The organism is Paenibacillus sp. LS-5, from assembly GCF_056121505.1.
This window is the reverse complement of sequence record NZ_JBWAVA010000007.1, coordinates 145344-163887: the sequence shown is the minus strand read 5'-3', so window position 1 is coordinate 163887 and position 18544 is coordinate 145344. Positions and strand designations below refer to the sequence as shown.

Annotated in this window: 12 protein-coding genes; 10 read left to right on the top strand and 2 right to left on the bottom strand. The window is 50.4% G+C overall.

Features of this window, described 5'->3' with window-relative positions; all coding sequences use genetic code 11:
• Positions 1–222 precede the first annotated feature (222 nt).
• On the top strand, positions 223–1773 hold the full coding sequence (gene zwf, locus AC0MA3_RS13285; RefSeq protein WP_474656556.1) for a glucose-6-phosphate dehydrogenase: 1551 nt from the start codon (positions 223–225) through the stop codon (positions 1771–1773).
• Positions 1774–2125: 352 nt separating this feature from the next.
• A complete protein-coding gene (locus AC0MA3_RS13280) occupies positions 2126–3706 on the top strand; it encodes a peptide chain release factor 3 (RefSeq protein ID WP_474656555.1) in 1581 nt (526 codons plus the stop codon).
• A 174-nt stretch (positions 3707–3880) separates the two neighbouring features.
• Here AC0MA3_RS13280 and AC0MA3_RS13275 read toward each other — a convergent pair whose 3' ends face one another.
• Positions 3881–4117 (bottom strand): small acid-soluble spore protein SspI, encoded by a 237-nt coding sequence (locus tag AC0MA3_RS13275; protein WP_379158908.1) that lies wholly within the window; start codon positions 4115–4117, stop codon positions 3881–3883.
• 120 nt (positions 4118–4237) lie between these two features.
• On the opposite strand from AC0MA3_RS13275, the gene AC0MA3_RS13270 reads away from it, so the two are divergent.
• Together AC0MA3_RS13270 and AC0MA3_RS13265 are read left to right on the top strand one after the other, a co-directional pair.
• Complete coding sequence (locus AC0MA3_RS13270; RefSeq protein ID WP_379158911.1) at positions 4238–4927, top strand: potassium channel family protein; 690 nt, start codon at positions 4238–4240, stop codon at positions 4925–4927.
• A gap of 30 nt (positions 4928–4957) precedes the next feature.
• Positions 4958–5755 carry a TrmH family RNA methyltransferase gene (locus tag AC0MA3_RS13265; protein WP_474656554.1) on the top strand — a complete coding sequence of 266 codons (798 nt, stop codon included), beginning with the start codon at positions 4958–4960 and terminating at the stop codon, positions 5753–5755.
• Between the two features lie 111 nt (positions 5756–5866).
• Here AC0MA3_RS13265 and AC0MA3_RS13260 read toward each other — a convergent pair whose 3' ends face one another.
• Complete coding sequence (locus AC0MA3_RS13260; protein WP_474656553.1) at positions 5867–7654, bottom strand: alpha-glycosidase; 1788 nt, start codon at positions 7652–7654, stop codon at positions 5867–5869.
• Between the two features lie 499 nt (positions 7655–8153).
• Here AC0MA3_RS13260 and AC0MA3_RS13255 point away from each other — a divergent pair, with 499 nt between their 5' ends.
• The 6 genes from AC0MA3_RS13255 to AC0MA3_RS13230 all read left to right on the top strand — a co-directional run bounded on the left by AC0MA3_RS13255 (position 8154) and on the right by AC0MA3_RS13230 (position 18525).
• Positions 8154–9206 carry an ABC transporter substrate-binding protein gene (locus tag AC0MA3_RS13255; RefSeq protein WP_474656552.1) on the top strand — a complete coding sequence of 351 codons (1053 nt, stop codon included), beginning with the start codon at positions 8154–8156 and terminating at the stop codon, positions 9204–9206.
• 8 nt (positions 9207–9214) lie between these two features.
• Positions 9215–11275: an iron ABC transporter permease gene (locus AC0MA3_RS13250; RefSeq protein WP_474656551.1), complete on the top strand. Its 2061-nt coding sequence runs from the start codon at positions 9215–9217 to the stop codon at positions 11273–11275.
• A 188-nt stretch (positions 11276–11463) separates the two neighbouring features.
• Positions 11464–13293: an APC family permease gene (locus AC0MA3_RS13245; RefSeq protein ID WP_474656550.1), complete on the top strand. Its 1830-nt coding sequence runs from the start codon at positions 11464–11466 to the stop codon at positions 13291–13293.
• Between the two features lie 332 nt (positions 13294–13625).
• Positions 13626–14954, top strand: a complete 1329-nt coding sequence (locus tag AC0MA3_RS13240; RefSeq protein WP_474656549.1) for an ABC transporter substrate-binding protein — start codon at positions 13626–13628, stop codon at positions 14952–14954.
• 158 nt (positions 14955–15112) lie between these two features.
• Complete coding sequence (locus tag AC0MA3_RS13235) at positions 15113–16894, top strand: cache domain-containing sensor histidine kinase (RefSeq protein WP_474656548.1); 1782 nt, start codon at positions 15113–15115, stop codon at positions 16892–16894.
• Between the two features lie 5 nt (positions 16895–16899).
• On the top strand, positions 16900–18525 hold the full coding sequence (locus AC0MA3_RS13230) for a response regulator transcription factor (RefSeq protein ID WP_474656547.1): 1626 nt from the start codon (positions 16900–16902) through the stop codon (positions 18523–18525).
• Positions 18526–18544 lie beyond the last annotated feature (19 nt).

Here is an 18544-nt window from a genome sequence, read left to right as displayed (position 1 = left end):
AGGTTTGTGAATGCTGGACTGTGCTATCCTATAAGCAGTAGTGCATAAACAGATAAGAAAGAGTAATGGAAATTTGCGAAATCCCGAGAAAAACTGTCAGGAATGTGATAGCATACTTCCGGCGGATATGATAAAATGACATCACGCCGTCGATGTATTCTATGAACTATCCGGCGCTGAGAATGATTGTCAACTATATTACATACAGAGAGATGAGGAGCCATGGCTGAAAATCAAACCCTTGATGCACTGCATACACCCGGTGCTGTATTCTTTATCTTTGGGGCAACCGGAGATCTAGCCCGCCGCAAGCTTTTCCCGGCGATTTACAGTTTGTACCGTGAAGGCAAGCTGACCCATGATTTCGCGGTCATTGGCGTGGCTCGGCGTCCCCGTACCCAAGAGGAATTCCGTGAAGATGTGAAGGAATCCATTCATGAATTCTGCCGCTACCAGGCTGGAGATGCAGCCGAATGGAATGAATTCGTACAGCATTTTGAATACAAGTCTTTGGACATCAATAATATTGACGGCTTCCGTGAGCTGAATGCGCAGACCGAAGCATTGGAAGAGAAGTTCCACATTCCAGGCAACCGTATGTTCTATCTCGCCCTCGCTCCCGAGCTGTTCGGCAGTGTCTCGTTCAACCTTAAGGCTGGCGGCATGCTGCAGACACGGGGCTGGAACCGTCTCGTGATCGAGAAGCCGTTCGGCTACAATCTGGAATCCGCAGAACAGCTGAACGAGCAGATCCGCCAGGTGTTCAAGGAAGAAGAGATCTACCGTATCGATCATTACCTGGGCAAGGAAATGGTGCAGAACATTGAAGTGATCCGTTTTGCCAATGCCTTCTTCGAGCCGCTCTGGAACAACAAGCACATTGCCAATATTCAGATTACGCTTGGTGAAACCGTTGGGGTAGAAGAACGCGGCGGATACTATGATCATGCCGGTGCGCTGCGTGATATGGGCCAGAATCATATTCTGCAGTTGCTGACGATGATTGCAATGGAACCGCCAAGCCGTCTCTTGGCTGAAGATATCCGTGATGAGAAGGTTAAAGTACTGCGCTCGCTGCGGCCTTACGCTTCCTCAGAGGAAGTTCATGAGAATGTGGTGCGTGGACAGTATACGCAAGGACTCTACAAAGGCAAGACCCTTCCGGCTTATCGCCAGGAAGATAAGGTAGATCCGGAGTCGAACACGGAGACTTATTTTGCGGCCCGCATTTTTGTAGACAATTTCCGCTGGGCAGGGGTACCGTTCTATATCCGTACGGGCAAACGCCTGCCTGTGAAAACAACGGAAGTAGTGGTGGAGTTCAAGGGTATGCCGACCAACGTGTATTTGGGTCAAAAGCATAAACTCGAGCCGAACCTGCTCGTCATCCGCGTCAATCCGATGGAAGGCATCTACGTGAAGATCAATGCCAAGAAGCCGGGCTCGGAATCGGAGATTCAGCCGCTCGCTATGGACTTCTGCCAGAGCTGCATGGTTGGGATCAACTCACCTGAGGCTTACGAGCGTCTGCTGCATGATGCCGCTCGCGGCGATTCAACCTACTTCACCCGCTGGGATGAAGTCTCGTCGGCTTGGTCCTTCGTGGACCGCATTGCAAAGGCTTGGAAGGAAGGCACAGGTGATCTGGCGTCCTATCCGGCAGGCTCCTGGGGTCCGGTCGAAGCCGATCAGCTGCTGGCCCGTGAAGGCTTCCACTGGTGGCCGGTTAACGGACAGGATGAAGACAACGTGGTGTGGCAGGCTAACAGCTAGTTCATCGCGTAATTGATATGTGGTGTGAAGAGAATCGCCCTTGCAGTCGCCTTTGATGGCTGTAGGGCGATTCTTTTGCGTTGTCTCCACTTCATGCAGGTTAACTATTCCCCAGATAATTTACCAACATCTTTGCCATCCGCCGCTTTTATGTAGATAATCTTCACCGGATTTTGTTATACTGAAAAGGATGCTTTCACCAGAAGCGGAAATGTAACGGTAACGGTACTGTGGCAACGGCAAATTCACCAACAAAGGGGTTTGTACAAATGAGCAGAGCACCGATTTGATGGGTACCCGGTAATTGAAGCAGAAGCATGAATTTATATATGAAGGGATAAGTGCAAACCATATGGCACCGGATCAGAAGCTGCAAAAGGAAGTGGACAAACGCAGAACATTTGCGATCATTTCCCACCCGGATGCGGGGAAAACAACATTAACGGAGAAGCTGCTGCTGTTCGGCGGCGCGATCCGATTGGCGGGTTCGGTTAAGGCCCGTAAAGCAAGCAAACATGCGACCAGTGACTGGATGGAAATTGAGAAGCAGCGCGGGATCTCTGTAACCTCGTCCGTGATGCAATTCGACTATCTGGACCACCGGGTGAATATTCTGGATACCCCGGGTCACCAGGATTTCAGTGAGGACACCTACCGTACCTTGACGGCTGCGGATAGTGCAGTCATGTTGATTGACGTAGCTAAGGGTGTGGAAGCACAGACAATCAAGCTGTTCCAGGTCTGCGCCAAACGGGGCATTCCGATCTTTACGTTCATCAACAAGCTGGACCGTGAAGGCCAAAGTCCGTTCGAGCTGATGGAAGAGCTGGAGAATGTGCTGGGCATCCGCTCCGTACCGATGAACTGGCCGATTGGCGGAGGGCGTGAGCTCTGCGGCGTATATGACCGGATGAAGAATCAGGTGGAGCTGTTTCAGGGCGACGATCATTCTGTAATCAAAGTGCAAAAGGTGGATAGCTACCAGGATCCGATCATCCGCGAGATGGCCGGTGATTACCTGCATGACCAGCTGTGCCAGGATTTGGAGCTGCTTGATGTGGCGGGGGATCCTTTTGATTATGAAAAAGTACTACGCGGTGAGCTAACACCGGTATTCTTCGGCAGTGCGATTAATAATTTCGGCGTGCAGACCTTCCTGGACAACTTCCTGGAGCTGGCACCGAAACCGGAGCCGCGCCGCAGTACTGTGGGTTCCATAGAGCCGACGAACGAGAAATTCACCGGCTATGTCTTCAAAATCCAGGCGAACATGAACCCGGCCCACCGTGACCGGATCGCCTTCCTGCGGATCGTATCCGGCAAGTTCGAGCGCGGGATGAGTGTCAAGCATGTTCGTGCGGGCAAGGACATTAAGCTGTCCCAGCCGCAGCAGTTCCTGGCGCAGGACCGCGATATTGTCGAGGAGGCTTTTCCGGGGGATATTATCGGGCTGTTCGATCCCGGAATCTTCCGCATTGGAGATACGCTTAGCCAGGCCGGAGATATTGAATTTGACGAGCTGCCGACGTTCTCGCCGGAGATTTTCTCTAAAGTAAGCATCAAGAACGCACTGAAATCGAAACAGTTCCAGAAGGGAATCGACCAGCTGACCGAGGAGGGCATGATCCAGGTGTTCCGCACGGTCAACTTTGACGATATTCTGCTGGGAGTTGTCGGGCAGCTGCAATTCGAGGTGTTCGAATACCGCATGAAAGGCGAGTATGGCGTAGACGTTCAGCTGCAGCGGATGAGCTATCAGTTCGCGCGCTGGATTGTAGATGAGAATAAGCCGGATGCAAGCAAGTTCCGCATCAACTCCACGCTGGTCACCGACAAAAAAGGCAACTATGTTGTGCTCTTCGAGAACGAATACGCGATGCGTACAGCCATGGAGAAGAACCCGACCGCGAAGTTCCTGGAGACGGCTCCTTGATTGATCGACCTGTGCAGCAAGTTAAGACCGAGTAGCGCTGATCTGGAATAACGACGAGGCAACTATGGGGCTACACATAGCACCAAAGAGATGCTCTTTGTCAAAAAACCTCCGCCTCCACATGTGCAGCTGCAATGTGGAACGCGGAGGTTTTTTGTTGAACTAGCATTCCTGCTAGGAGGTGATGGATCCTGGGGTGATCTTCTCCAAATGATTGTGCAGCATCGAGACTAGAGCATCCTGTTTGGCATGGTCCAGGTCTTTCCACATCATTTCGAATACAGCACCCAGTCCGGGTAACGCCGTTTCCGGCCCGTCCACAGAGCCTTCAATCATCTGCCGAAGGTCGGCTTCAGACTGTCCGTGCACTTTATGGATAATCGCCTGTCGCAAATCAATGGTAACCGGCATAGAGAGCCTCCTTAAGTTTTGTGGGTATTCCAAAGTTCAGCTTGTACGGCCTCGTTATAAGATGCCCTGAATGTGCGGTGAAAATTCAAGTTTGGGGCTCCTTATGCTATACTGTGTGAGATGCAAATTGCTACGGGAGGTACAGAAATGGCTGCAAAAAAACAATATGCCGTAATCGGCATGGGACGTTTCGGCTCAAGTGTCGCCAAGGCGCTCAGCGGCATGGGATTCGATGTGCTGGCGATCGATGCCGACGAGCAGCGCACACAAGAAATCTCCAGCATTGTAACTCATGCGGTATCTGCGGATTCCACAGATGAAGAGGCACTGCGCGCACTGGGCATCCGCAATTTCGATGTGGTGGTAGTGGCGATTGGAGAAAATATTCAGGCTAGTATTCTGACGACGTTAATCCTGAAGGACCTTGGCGTTCCGGCGATTCTGGTCAAGGCCAAAAGTGAGCTGCACGGCAAAGTGCTCAGCAAGATTGGCGCAGATAAAGTGATCTATCCTGAACGCGATATGGGCATGAGGGTAGCGCATCATTTGGCTTCCCCCAATATTCTTGACTACATCGAGCTGTCACCCGATTACAGTATTCTCGACATGAAGGTCTCCGGACCGATGCTCGGCAAGAACCTGCAAGAGCTGAACATCCGGGCCAAATACGGCTGCAACGTTATGGCCATCCGAAGGGGCGAGGAGATGAACATTTCCCCCAGAGCTGAGGATCGGCTGGTCGAAGGTGACGTACTTGTTATCGTTGGCCGGAAGGACAATCTGACGAAAATGGAAATGGCATATCAATAGTCGCAACAAGGAATAGAAAGGTAGGACCCCATGGAAATTATGTCCCCCCAAAATACACGGGTGAAGGAATGGGCTGGTCTTCAGGAGAAGAAGCACCGTGACAGAGCCGGTAAATTTATTGTAGAAGGCATCCATTTGGTGCAGGAGGCGCTGCTTGCTGAAGCTGATGTGGAATGCCTGGCCTTTGACCTGGATAAAGGCATGCCTGCCGAGCTGAAGCCCTTGCTCCAGTCGGTGCAGGGTATGGAGGTGATTGGCGTATCGGCAGCGGTTATCGCCAAGTGCAGCAGCACCGGGACACCGCAGCCGGTGTTTGCCATTGTGCGGAAAGAACAGCAGGGACTAGATATCATCCTCGCGAAGCAGGACAGCTGGGTTATGGTGCTGGACGGGGTTCAGGACCCCGGCAACGTGGGGACGATCATCCGCAGTACCGATGCCGCAGGTGCCGACGGCGTGATCCTCGGCAAAGGGTGTGCCGATCTGTACAATCCGAAGACCATCCGTTCCACCATGGGCTCAATGTTCCATCTCCCGGTTGTGGAGGGGGACCTAAGCGCCATTCTGCCGCAGGCCCGTGACCGCGGGTCGCTGCTGGTCAGCACCTCGCTGACGGGAACGGATTCCTGCTACACCCATGATTTTCACGGAAGTCAGTGGCTGCTGATCGGCAGCGAAGGTCAGGGCATCTCCCCACAGACGGCAGCCCTCGTTGACAAAAGCATCATCATACCGATGGCCGGCCGGGCCGAATCGCTCAATGCGGCGATGGCCGCGACGATCCTGCTGTTTGAGGGGATGCGGCAGCGGGGTTTAACAAATAAATAATTCCTGTGAGTCCTGATGATCAAACTACTTGATCATCAGGACTTTTTGTGTAAAAAAAGAAGCTGAGATAACTCTCAAGACGAGTCAAGGCAGCTTCCTTACGAATATCATTTATGCTCTAACCAGAATTGTATATTGATACGGATTCAGATGAATCTTTATCTGACCTTCTTCCACTACGGCTGCTTCTCCGGTGAATGCATTTTTCCAATTGCCCTCAAGCACCTGGGACAGCGTTACCAGCTCATCTGAAGGATTCATCCAAATGGTAAAGTGGCTATGCTCATCATAACGTTCATAGATCAGGGAGCGTTCGTGCTCAGTGCTCTTTAGAAAGCGAAACTGCCCGGTCTGAAGAACAGGATATTTTTTGCGCAGTTCAATCAGTTGCTTATAGCTTTGATGAAGATCCAGATCCTGTTTATCTTCCTCCCAGATCATACATTTCCGGCAATCCGGATCATCTCCGCCTTCCAATCCGATTTCATCGCCATAAAAAATGCAAGGAGTTCCCGTAAAGGTAAGCAGGAAGGCGATAGCCAGCTTCAGCTTTCGTGTATCGCCACCAAGCTGGGTGAGTACACGCGGGGTATCATGGCTTGCCATCAGGTTGAACAGGACCTCATTAGCTTGCTGCGGATACCGCATCAGGAGACCGCCGATATGTGCTGCGAAGGTACTGGCATCCATCTCCGCAGTCTGCAAAAATTCAATTAACCGTTCCGATAACGGATAGTTCATTACGGAATCAAATTGATCACCTTCCAGCCAGCGCATAGATTCATTCCAGATCTCACCAATTATATAAGCTTCCGGGTTGATGGCTTTGATCCGGCTGCGGAACTCCTTCCAGAAGGCATGATCAATTTCATTAGCCACATCGAGTCGCCAGCCGTCAATACCTGCTTCCTTGAGCCAATATTCAGCAATATCCAGCAGATACTCGCGGGTTTCCGGATTGGCCGTATTCAGTTTAGGCATTTGTGCAAAGAAACCAAAGGCATCGTAATTAGGTTTTCCTTCTTTGACCTGGACCGGAAACTCGTTGATATGAAACCAATTCACATATCTGGAGCTTTCTCCATGCTCAATCACATCTTTGAATTGCGGAGAATTGGCGCTGATATGGTTAAAGACCGCATCCAGTACAATGCGTATTCCCCTCGCATGGGCTTCCTTCACCAGTTCCTGCAGGAGCTTCAAATCGCCAAAATGCGGGTCAACTTTTTTATAGTCCGTTGTATCATATTTATGGTAGGTTGGAGCTTCAAAGATTGGGGTCAGATAAATTGCGTTAATCCCCAGATCCTCCAAATAATCCAGACGCTCTATAATACCTTGAAGATCACCGCCAAAAAAGCTCTCTACAGTGGGTGTATCTCCCCAAGGTGATAGGTCTTCCGGGTCATTGCCGGAATCACCGTTCGCAAAACGGTCAGGCATGATCTGATAAAATACCGCCGACTTTGCCCATTCCGGTGCTTCAAATAAGTCGATCTTATGAATATAGGGCCGGTCATAAAAGCCGTTTGGAGCTTCAGGTTCTTCTGTGAAAATTCCTTTTTCGGTCATCCATACGGTATCTTCTCCAGAATGAAAGCGAAAGGCGTAAGAGAAACGGCGGTGCTCCGGCCGTACAGCCGTCTGCCAATAATCGAAGAAACGGTCGGTCGCCACCTTTTGCATTTCGTGTTCGTGATGATAGGTTTCCCAGTCATATTTATCCCCTGTCAGAGCAAAGACATGATCCACGTCCTGCTTCTTAGTTCTTACGCGTAAGTGAAAGGTATCTTTATCATAAAGATACGCCCAATTGCTGTGAGGAACATGATGAAGACATTCCATATGGATGATTGTAGTATATTCATCAGAGTTATTAGCTTGTTTATTGGGGCTCATCTAGGTCCCTCCCCTATAGGTTTGGTTGTATCTTAGGTACGTTATTGTTGATGAACTTTGAAATTCTAAGGCAACGTTAATTCTGTAGCCACTTATATATACGCCTCCATTTTGTGTAAAAATTTATATAAATTTTTACACAAGTCCCCCTGGAAATAAACATTTTCACAAAAAAGTTTCACCGGTATGGTTGTTTGGAGTGGATCTGCTGATTGCGCCGCGAAGAGGCGGCCAGACTCTCCGGGCTAATGTCTATGGAAGCAACCTCTATGCCTGATTCCTGCTCTTTTCTGTACAGATTAACTGTACTGCTCTAGCAGCTAGAGGGTCCATATGCGGATAGGGACAAAGTGTTTTTTTATTTCATATTAAATTTTAACTTTGACTTTCAAAGAAATCCCATATAATATAGCTAATATGATTAAAAATGATAATCATTATCAACCAAGCGATAACGATTATCAAGGAAGTAGATTATACATACAGGGGGATTTGCAAAGTGAACAAAAGGTTATTGAGCTTAATTCTGCTTATGGTTGTCGTACTGATTGCAGCAGGCTGTGGATCTAACAACGCAAATAACTCAGCAACAAATGGAGGAACGGCAAACAATGTTGCCGCAACAAATGCTGCTGCTACCGATGCACCCGCGGCAGATGCTTCAAGTGAAGCTGTTACTGGCCCTATTGTTGTGAAGGATGCCAAAGGCGAGATTACGCTGGACAAACCTGCACAAAAGGTTGTAGTACTGGAATGGACATTCACGGAAGATGTTATTGCGCTCGGTGTCCAGCCAGCGGGCAATGCAGATAATGAAAACTATAAATTGTATGTAACCTCAGAAGCACCGCTCGATGCGGGTGTGACGGATGTAGGTACCCGATCCGAGCCGAATCTGGAGACGATTGCATCCTTGAAGCCGGACCTGATTATCGCCAATACGGATAGCCACGATGCCATCTATGAACAATTGAAGGGAATTGCGCCAACTCTCATTTTTAGTCTGTATCCGCCTGAAGGGCAGGGCGATCAATATACGCAGATGGAAGATATCTTCAAAAACATCGCAGCAGCTCTCGGTAAAACAGCAGAAGGTGAGAAGGTGCTTGCTGATTTGGATGCACATTATTCGGAAGCCAAGACCAAGCTGGCTGCAGCAGGCAAGGAAGGCCTGAACTATGTGCTGACCCAGGCATACAGCTATCAGAATGCAGCGACGATGCGTCTTTTTACAGACAACTCCCTAGCAGTACAAACATTGGACCGGATTGGCCTGAAGAACGATTGGAAATCTGATAAATTCGAGGCTTACGGATTCAGCACATCTACCGTTGAAGCTTTGCCTGCGGTCAAAGACACGAATCTGCTCTATATCGTCCAGAAGGATGATGATATCTTCTCGAATGAACTGAAGGACAATTCAGTCTGGAATGGCCTGGATTTTGTAAAAGAAAAACGCACCTTCGGATTGGCCAGCACAACTTGGGTATTCGGCGGTCCTGTCTCCTCCAAAGTGCTCGTGGATGAAGTAGTAAATACATTAACGAAATGAGCACCCTGATGAATAACACAACGGGCAAAAGAACCTCGACCGGGATGACCTGGCGGCTGATTGGGATATTTGGGGGCGGCATTGCCGCCCTCTTCGTTGTATTTATACTCAGCCTCTGCTTTGGGGAGGCCAAGCTTCCGGCAGCAACCGTATGGAATGGCCTGTTGCACCGCCAGGATCGGATGGAGCACAATCTGCTCTGGGATATCCGGATGCCGCGTACAGTCATTGGCATTCTGGCCGGGGCCGCGCTTGCAGCGGCTGGTGCTGTGCTTCAGACCATAACGAAAAACCCGCTCGCCTCCTCAGATACCCTAGGGATCAATGCCGGAGCTTATTTTATGGTTGTTCTGGGGCTGGTTACTTTTCCAGCTTTGCAGCAACAATATCCGTTACTGCTTGCGGCAGCAGGAGGATTACTGGCGGCACTCGCTGCCTACGTCTTGAGTGGCGGCCGTAAGGCCACACCTGTACGCCTAGCCTTGTCAGGCATGATTGTATCCATGGTGCTCGGAGCGTTCACATCGGCCCTTCATATTTTCTTCCAAACAAAAACGCAAAATCTGTTTTTGTGGGGTTCAGGCTCTTTGGTTCAGCTGGACTGGGACGGGGTTCGGTATGCCTGGCCATTTGTTATTGCGCTGCTCGGCATTTCGGTGCTCGCAGCAAGGCAGTTCGATGCCCTTGAGCTGGATGAGTCTACCGCCCGTTCACTCGGGCAGCGTGTAGGCTTAACCCGTGCGGTGGGGCTGGGCATATCAGTGCTCATGGCCGCGATTGTGGTCAGCGTGGTAGGACCCATTGGCTTCGTCGGATTGGTCGCTCCCCATTTGGTCCGGCTTAGCGGGATCCGCAAGCATCGTCTGCTTATTCCTGCTAGCGCACTCTGGGGAGCCCTGCTCATTACAACAGCAGACACGCTGGCCCGTATGGTGCGGAGCAATCTGGGAGAAATGCCTGTCGGTGCGGTGATGGCGATAATTGGCGCGCCGTGGCTCATTTGGCTGGTGCTCACCAAGATGAAAAATATATCCGGCCCAGCCGCCGGGCAGTCATCAATGAATATAGGAGGGGCCGCACTGCGTATGCGTTTTGCCCCGACTGCCATATTCATGACCTTGCTGCTCATCGTAACCATCCTTGTGAGCTTGTCGCTTGGGGGAACTAGAATCCCAGTTTCCGGGTTGCTGGAAAGTCTGGTTGGCGGGAGTGATCAATCGTATTCCGTCCTGCTCCATTTACGGCTTCCCCGCACACTTGTGGCCGCTTGCGGCGGTATTCTACTTGCCATCAGCGGTGTGTTGATCCAAAGTGCTGTGCGTAATCCGCTTGCCGATGCATCCATTATCGGTGTAACCTCTGGTGCCGGGTTCGGTGCGCTAACCGTGCTGGTGGTGTGGCCGGGGCTCCCGATATTTGCCCTTCCGATTGCCGCCATAGCGGGTGGGGTTATCGCGGCAGCTCTTGTATTTATGCTCGCATGGCACAAATCCTTGAATCCTTCTGTCCTGATCCTGCTTGGAATCGCAATCTCAGCCGTCGGCTCGGCAGGCATTCAGGCCATGATTGTCAAAGCCAGTCTTTGGAACAGTACAGCGTTTATTTGGCTGACGGGTTCAACCTATGGCCGGAGCTGGGAGCAATTCTATAGTCTGTTTGCATTTTTGCTTATTCTTGTGCCGATTGCTTATTATTTGGGACGGAAATTTGATCTGCTGGCATTTGGTGATGAGAGTTCAACGGGCTTTGGCCTGCCGGTTCGCGGAACGAGGTTGTGGGCGATGATTATCGGTGTTTTGCTTGCTGCAGGAGCTGTTGCAAGTGTTGGGACGATCGGTTTTCTGGGACTCATGGCGCCGCATGCGGTCCGGATGATGATCGGGCATCACACGAGACGCTCCATTATTTTGTCAGGACTGCTAGGCGGACTGTTGCTTGTCATTGCTGATACGGTTGGGAGAACGATAATAGCGCCTACAGAAATTCCGTCCGGGCTGATTATTATGCTGATTGGAGCACCGTATTTCTTGTTCCTGATGTACCGCTCGCTTGTTCCTACCAAGAAATAGCGCTAACTTAGAGCGTAATGGAATACGGAAGTCTTAATAGAAGATAATCTTATACATGAGCCGCTTCAGTTAATATTACTTGCTGAAGCGGCTTATTTATCATTGACACCAAAGTGTATAATAAGGAACTGAGATTATTATTTATGTTCAAGGGTAATATAACTTTAAAAAAGTGACGGGTGAGGCTGATGATGTCTTCGGTAAAAAGATTTCTAATTGGGCGGCCGCTGAAATCGGAACAGCTCGGCGAACAGAAGCTGAACAAAACCAAAGCGCTGGCGATTCTTTCATCAGATGCTTTATCCTCGGTTGCCTATGGTCCTGAACAAATTTTGCTGGTGCTGGTTACCCTAAGTGCTGCGGCATTCTGGTATTCCATTCCGATCGCGGCAGGGGTTCTCGTATTGCTGCTGGCTCTCATTTTATCTTACAGGCAGATTATATTTGCGTATCCCCATGGCGGAGGAGCTTATGTAGTGTCCAAAGAAAATCTCGGGAAGTATCCGGGACTTGTGGCCGGCGGCTCGCTCCTTGTGGACTATATATTGACGGTAGCTGTAAGCGTGTCGGCGGGAACGGATGCGATTACGTCGGCGTTCCCCAGCCTTCATCCGTACAATGTAGTGATTGCCATTGTTTTTGTACTGCTGATTACCACGCTGAATCTGCGCGGGGTTACCGAATCGGCGTCCTTCCTGGCCTATCCGGTATATTTATTCGTGCTTGCCTTATTTATCCTGATCGGTCTGGGCGTATTCCATATTGCAACCGGAAGCGTACCTGCCAATCTGCATACGCCTCTGGGTACGCCAATTGCCGGGATTAGTCTCTTCTTGCTGCTGAAGGCTTTTTCTTCAGGGAGCTCGGCACTTACCGGGGTGGAGGCCATTTCTAATGCCATTCCTAACTTCAAGGCGCCTGCACCAAATAATGCGGCCAAAACTCTGGCCGCTATGGGTACACTGCTCGGGGTGTTATTTACAGGGATCGTATTCTTGGCGTATTACTACGGAATTACTCCGCAAGAGGATGCGACGGTAGTCTCGATTATTGCTGAACAGGTTTTTGGCCGGAACTTTATGTACTACTTTGTCCAGGGGACGACTGCTCTGATTCTGGTTCTGGCGGCCAATACCGGATATTCCGCCTTTCCGCTGCTCGCAGTGAATTTGGCCAAGGATAAGTTCATTCCCCGCATGTTCACGGTTCGCGGAGACCGATTGGGTTATTCTAACGGTATTCTTATATTGGGACTGCTGTCGATCCTGCTGATCATTGCTTTTGAAGGCCAGACCGAGCATCTGATTCCGCTGTATGCGGTGGGTGTGTTCATTCCGTTCACCCTTTCCCAGAGCGGAATGATGGTCAAATGGATCAGACAGAAGCCTCCGGGCTGGATGACCAAGTTCATTATTAACACAACCGGTGCACTGATCAGCTTCATCGTTACAATGATGTTCTTCCTGACCAAATTTACGCAGGTCTGGCCTGTTCTGGTCTTTTTACCGCTGATTATTCTGCTGTTCTACCGGATTCACAAGCATTATGAGGCTGTAGCGGACCAGCTCCGGATCTCTACCTGTGAGGCAGAGCCGCTGGCGATTGAAGGGAATATCATCATCCTGCCGGTTGCAGGAATCACCCATGTAGTGGAGAATTCGCTCCGGTATGCCCAATCGCTTGGTGCCGAACAGATTATTGCGGTACATGTGCCGTTCGAACGGGAAGATGATGCGATATTCGAAGAAAAGTGGAAAAAATTCCATCCTGAAATCCGCTTGGTGACGCTATATTCGCCATACCGCAGTATCATTCATCCGCTGACCAAGTTCATAGATACAGTCCAGCGCAAGGCGAGCGAATCGAAATATCAGGTGACCGTAATCGTGCCCCAGTTCATTCCGAAGAAAGGCTGGCACAATATCCTGCATAACCAGTCCAGCTTGTTGCTCCGGGCGCATCTGCTGTACCGGCGGGATGTAATTATTACTACCGTGCCTTATCATTTGAAGAAATGACAGGAGTTCTATGGCTCAGAATATAGAGCAATTACAATGCCCCCTGCCACCGGAATCATCACCGGGAGCAGGGGGCATTGCTGTGAATAGGTTAAGCGCGGGATTATCGGAAATGTTGACGGTATGTGGGAATGTCCGGGATTTGTTCCCGCTGCACGTGCACGGAGACACATCGGATATCAAATGGGTGATGCTAGTAAATTATAATTGCTTTAAATAGAAATACCGAACATATTGAAAGTTTAGTGCAGAGGATAATGAATTTTATCATCGGGCATGTTTGATAATATTCAGTTGTAAGCGCAGACAGCAGATGAAAGGGGAGGGCATTATTGAACAGTAAGAGTAAAGTGGTACTAAGCGTGATGTTGGCATGCGGGCTGCTCGCCGGATGTGGAAGCAAAGGGGATAACGCGCAGCCGGAGGCGGGAGCTTCATCAACACCCAAAGAAGAGAAGGTGTCTCTCACATTCTGGAGAAACTCGGGGAATGATTCCGAAAATTCAGCCTATGACAAGCTGGTGGCCTCGTTTAATGAAGCGCATCCAAATATCAAGGTTGAGATGAGTCCGATTCCGTATGCCGATTACGACACCAAGCTGAGAACATCCATTGCTTCGGGCAATCCGCCTGATATTATGGCCATCGACGGCCCGAATATGGCTTCTTACGCCCAGGCGGGTGCCTTACAGCCGCTGACCGCCTATTTCAAGAAGGACGGTAACCTGGAGGATATTCCGGAATCGACCATTGCCACGTACACCTATAATAAAGAAATTTACATGGCTCCGCTCACCGAATCCTCTATTGCTCTTTTCTATAACAAAAAAATGTTTGAAGCGAAGGGAATTCCTCTTCCCTCCAAGAACCCGGAAGAGCCTTGGACTTGGGATCAGGTGCTGGATGCAGCTAAAAAGCTTAACGACCCGGCCAAAGGTGTGTACGGCATTGATCCGGCGCAAGGCTTCGGTAATGCAGGAGCAACAGCATACTTTAAATATCCGATTATTTGGCAGTTTGGCGGCGAGATCATGAGTCCGGATGGAACAACCTCCAAAGGCTACCTGGATAAGCCAGAGACCAAAAAGGCGTTGCAATTCTTCTCCGACCTGTATAATAAAGATAAAGTGTCGTCCCTGGAATATCCGCCAGATCCGTTTCCGAACAACCAGCTGGCGATGACGGTTGACGGCTCCTGGTCACTGGGCAATTATGCCGACAAGTTCCCTAATTTCAAATTAGGCGAAGATTATGATATCGCGCCACTTCCGAAGGAAACCCAGCAGGCTGTCGCGAACGGGAGCTGGTCGCTGGCCATTTCCTCGAAGAGTAAAAATGCCGAAGCTGCCTGGCAGTTTGTAAACTGGGTGACTGGTACTGACGGGGCTAAGACCTATTGCTCTATCACAAAAGATATTCCGGCCCGCTATTCAGTAGCCAAGGAGTTCCCTGAGCTAGGTCAATATCCGAAGAATATCTTTGTCGTACAGAATCAGAAATTCGGCAGACCGCGTCCGATTACACCGATCTTCCCGCAAATGTCCGAAGCGGTAAACAAGATGATTGAGGAAGTGACCATCGCCGGACGCAACGTGGATGCAGCCGTTGCTGACGCCATTAAAAAGATTGACAAGGCGTATGCAGATCTGCCGCAAAAATAATAAAATTACCAAATACTGTAGAAACGGCAGCCGCCCTTTATAAAAAGGGCGGTAAAGCTGTTTCTTCTTTCAGCTTAAAGAAGCTTCAAGATTTAGCTCCACGTTGTGGGGTTATTTTGAATTTTTGGACCATAATGATAGCAAGGAGCGCGGTTGCCATGTTCTACTCGTTACGCAGCAGATTGATGTTGGCTTTTTCGATCCTGCTGATCCTTCCGATTACGGCGGTTGTCTTTATCCTCAGCAAGGAATCGGCGGAGCAGATCCGAAAATCTACCCAGACTTCCACTCTGCAAACCATAGACCAATTTGCCTCCCATGTCAGTACGCTGCTGACGCAAATTGAGGATATGGGCAACCAGGTGCTGAGCAGCGACATCACACAGGATTGGATAACCGCCGACCTGAACGATGAGAGCACTATGGGTGAACAGTATCTGGCTAAGCAAAAGCTGCGTGGGCTATTATCCTCCTATGCGATCAATAATTCGAATGTGATTTCCATTTCCACCTTTGCGAAGGGAGAGGGCGGGTTATGGACACAGGACCTGAGCTATTTGCAGAGCCGCTGGTACAGTCAGTTTAAGGAGCAGGACATGCGCTGGACACAGGCTCACCAGGACAGGGATCAGGCCGACGATAGCATGCGTTCGCGCGAGATCAATAGCCTTGTGCTCCCTTTGGTGCAGCTCCAGTCCCTTAAGGATGTCGGAGTGATCAAAATCAATTATCCTACGGAACTGCTGCGCCAGGATATGGATAAAATCAGTTTCGGCAAAAGCGGTAAAGCCTTTTTACTGACGGCTGAAGGCCTCAGTGTACTCAATCAGGATCTGACAGGAGCTGAGCAGGTGCTTAGCGGCGGACTTGCTGCTTTGCAGAAACATAGTGGAGGTCAGACCAGCGGCATTTTTCCGCTTCGCCAAGGGGGGACCGACTATCTGTTCTTTTACCGCAGGCTGCCTGCACAGAACTGGCTGATCGTTGGCGAGGTGCCGGAGGCGGAGCTGTATGCCACCATCACAAAGCTCAAAGAAACACTGCTCCTTGCCAGCTTTGTTCTACTGATTCTTGTGATTATTGTCGCGCTGTGGCTCTCCACCGACATAACGAAGCCACTAAGTGCCATGGCCCGGGCCATGCGGCATGTCAAAAACGGGCAGTTCGAGCTGGCGATGAAGGATATGCCAAAGGTTAGATCGCGGCAGAGCGAAGTGGACTATGTGGCCGGTGTATTTGAGCAGATGACTCATCAGCTGAAGTATCTGATCGAGACGGAATTCGAGACCAATCTACGCCGGAAAAATGCCGAATACAAAGCGCTCCTGCTGCAGATCAATCCACATTTTTACAACAATACACTGGAGATTATTAGCGGTCTGGCGGCGATGAAACGAGAGGATCTGGTTATGGATGCCACCGAAGCGCTGGGTAAAATGATGCGTTATTCGCTGAGTCTCGATACGGATCTGGTGCAAGTCAGCGAGGAACTTGGCTATATCCGTGACTATCTGTTCCTCCTAAAGCTGCGGCATGAGGATCATCTGATGGTGGCGATCCGGCAGGATTCCGCCGCAGATCAGCTCTTGATCGCCAAGTTTATTCTGCAGCCGCTGGTGGAGAATGCCGTGAAGTACAGCCTGGAAAAGGGGGGGATCGCCGAGGTGGCGATCACCTCCAGGGTGTGTGGAGAGCGCCTGCACTTGCAGATACAGGATAACGGTTCAGGAATGACACCGGAACTGATCGCCAGTATTCTTGCCGATACGGAGCTGAGGGATAGTGTGGGAATCTTAAATCATAAAGGGGACAGCATCGGACTACGCAATGTGCTCTCCCGCTGCCGCCTGTATTACGGTGAACAGTTCGAAGCCGTGCTTGATTCGAAGCTAGATACAGGAACAACGATTACTCTGAGACTGCCGCTGATAGAGAGGTGATTATCATGTATGAGATTATGCTGGTGGATGATGAGAAGGGGGTTCGCAACAGTATCAAAGCCAAAATCGATTGGGAAGCCGCCGGCTTCCGGATTGTCTCGGAGGCTTCAAGCGGCAATGAAGCGCTACAGCTGCTGGAGCAGGGGCCGCTGCCGCAACTGGTCATCTCCGATATCCGTATGCCGCAGATGGACGGCATTGAATTTATCCGCATCTGCAAAAAGAAGTATCCGCTGCTGAGGACGGTTGTGCTGTCGGGATACTCCGACTTTGAATATCTGAAATCAGCCATACAGCTTGGAGTGAAGGATTATTTGCTGAAGCCTGTAGCCCGCGCAGAACTGAATGAGCTGCTTGGCAAGCTGGGTGAAGAAATTGAACAGGAGCAAAAAAACCTGCAGGCCTCACGGCAGGATCTGCTGCGAAAGAATGAGCAGCTGCGGATGCTGCAGGAGAATTTTTTGCTGCAAATGGTCAAAGACGAGTGGTACAGCTTGGCGGCTATCAAGGAACGGCTGCAGCAGCTCCAGCTAACCCCGCTCACGGCAGATGATCTGAAGCTGCAGTTTGTCGCTGTGGAGATGAGAGTACCGGCGGGGCGGATGGCGGACCGGCAGGAGCGCCGGGATCTGCTCAATTTGGCTTTTCAGATGCTATGCCGGGAGACGGCTGCTAAGTGGAAAGGAATCTATCCATTTAGCGATGTCGCCAATTCTGCGATGATGTATTTTCTGGTTATTATGAAGTCGGGGCCGGAGCATGCGGGTCGAACGGACCGGTTCGTAGAAGAACTGAAAAGGAACATCGCCAGTTACCTGAGGCTGGAATGTGTGACGGGGATTGGCGAGGAAGTGAAGGGACTCCAGCGGCTGAAGAACGGTTATGCTTCGTGCATGCTGTCCTGGAGCCAAAGCACCGTGTATAAAGATGGAGAGGGCGAACGGAGCCGGGTGATGGAGCTTACGCAGGCTTTTACCCCGGAGATGGAGCGGAAGCTGCTGCAGGCAATTGAAAATTTGGACATGAGCACCTTCCGCCAGCAGCTTGACACCATTTTCAGCAGCGAAAGAGATACGCCGATGTTTGCTTTTACCTTTCTGGCCCTGCGGATGCTGCTGATGTTCAGCTCCATCGCCAAAAAGTTCGAGCTCGGCGGCTCCGCCCTGCAGAAGTATTTGTGGAACTGTCAGATGACCATTGCCGATTACCAGTCGCGTGAAGGCGTACGGGGGCAGATAGATGAGCTGGCGCAGCTTGTCATGGACGAAGTGAAGAAGCTCCGCTTCTCCAGCGGACAGCATATGGTCGAAGCGGTCAGAAAATATGTGGAGGAGAATTTCTCCTACGAATTGACGCTTTCTTCCCTCGCCGAAATGTTTCATCTGAATGAGACCTATTTATCCGGGCTGTTCAAGCAGCATGTGGGCATTACGTTCAGCGACTATGTCACCAAGCTGAGGATGACCAAGGCGGAGCAGCTCTTGCAAGAGAACGAACTGAAGCTGACCGATATCGCCATGCTTGTGGGCTATTCCAGTTCCAGCTATTTCAGCACCTCTTTCAAGAAAAACAGCGGCAAAAGCCCCAAAGATTACCGTGAATGGTATTTGAAGAATCACCCGCACGGGTAACTGACAGATCAATTCTGTC

Coding starts and splice junctions, on each gene's coding strand:
- AC0MA3_RS13280 (WP_474656555.1), top strand. CDS start 2,126: ATGGCACCGGATCAGAAGCTGCAAAAGGAAGTGGACAAACGCAGAACA.
- AC0MA3_RS13275 (WP_379158908.1), bottom strand. CDS start 4,117: ATGCCGGTTACCATTGATTTGCGACAGGCGATTATCCATAAAGTGCAC.
- AC0MA3_RS13230 (WP_474656547.1), top strand. CDS start 16,900: ATGTATGAGATTATGCTGGTGGATGATGAGAAGGGGGTTCGCAACAGT.
- AC0MA3_RS13245 (WP_474656550.1), top strand. CDS start 11,464: ATGATGTCTTCGGTAAAAAGATTTCTAATTGGGCGGCCGCTGAAATCG.
- AC0MA3_RS13265 (WP_474656554.1), top strand. CDS start 4,958: ATGGAAATTATGTCCCCCCAAAATACACGGGTGAAGGAATGGGCTGGT.
- AC0MA3_RS13250 (WP_474656551.1), top strand. CDS start 9,215: ATGAATAACACAACGGGCAAAAGAACCTCGACCGGGATGACCTGGCGG.
- AC0MA3_RS13270 (WP_379158911.1), top strand. CDS start 4,238: ATGCAAATTGCTACGGGAGGTACAGAAATGGCTGCAAAAAAACAATAT.
- zwf (WP_474656556.1), top strand. CDS start 223: ATGGCTGAAAATCAAACCCTTGATGCACTGCATACACCCGGTGCTGTA.
- AC0MA3_RS13235 (WP_474656548.1), top strand. CDS start 15,113: ATGTTCTACTCGTTACGCAGCAGATTGATGTTGGCTTTTTCGATCCTG.
- AC0MA3_RS13260 (WP_474656553.1), bottom strand. CDS start 7,654: ATGAGCCCCAATAAACAAGCTAATAACTCTGATGAATATACTACAATC.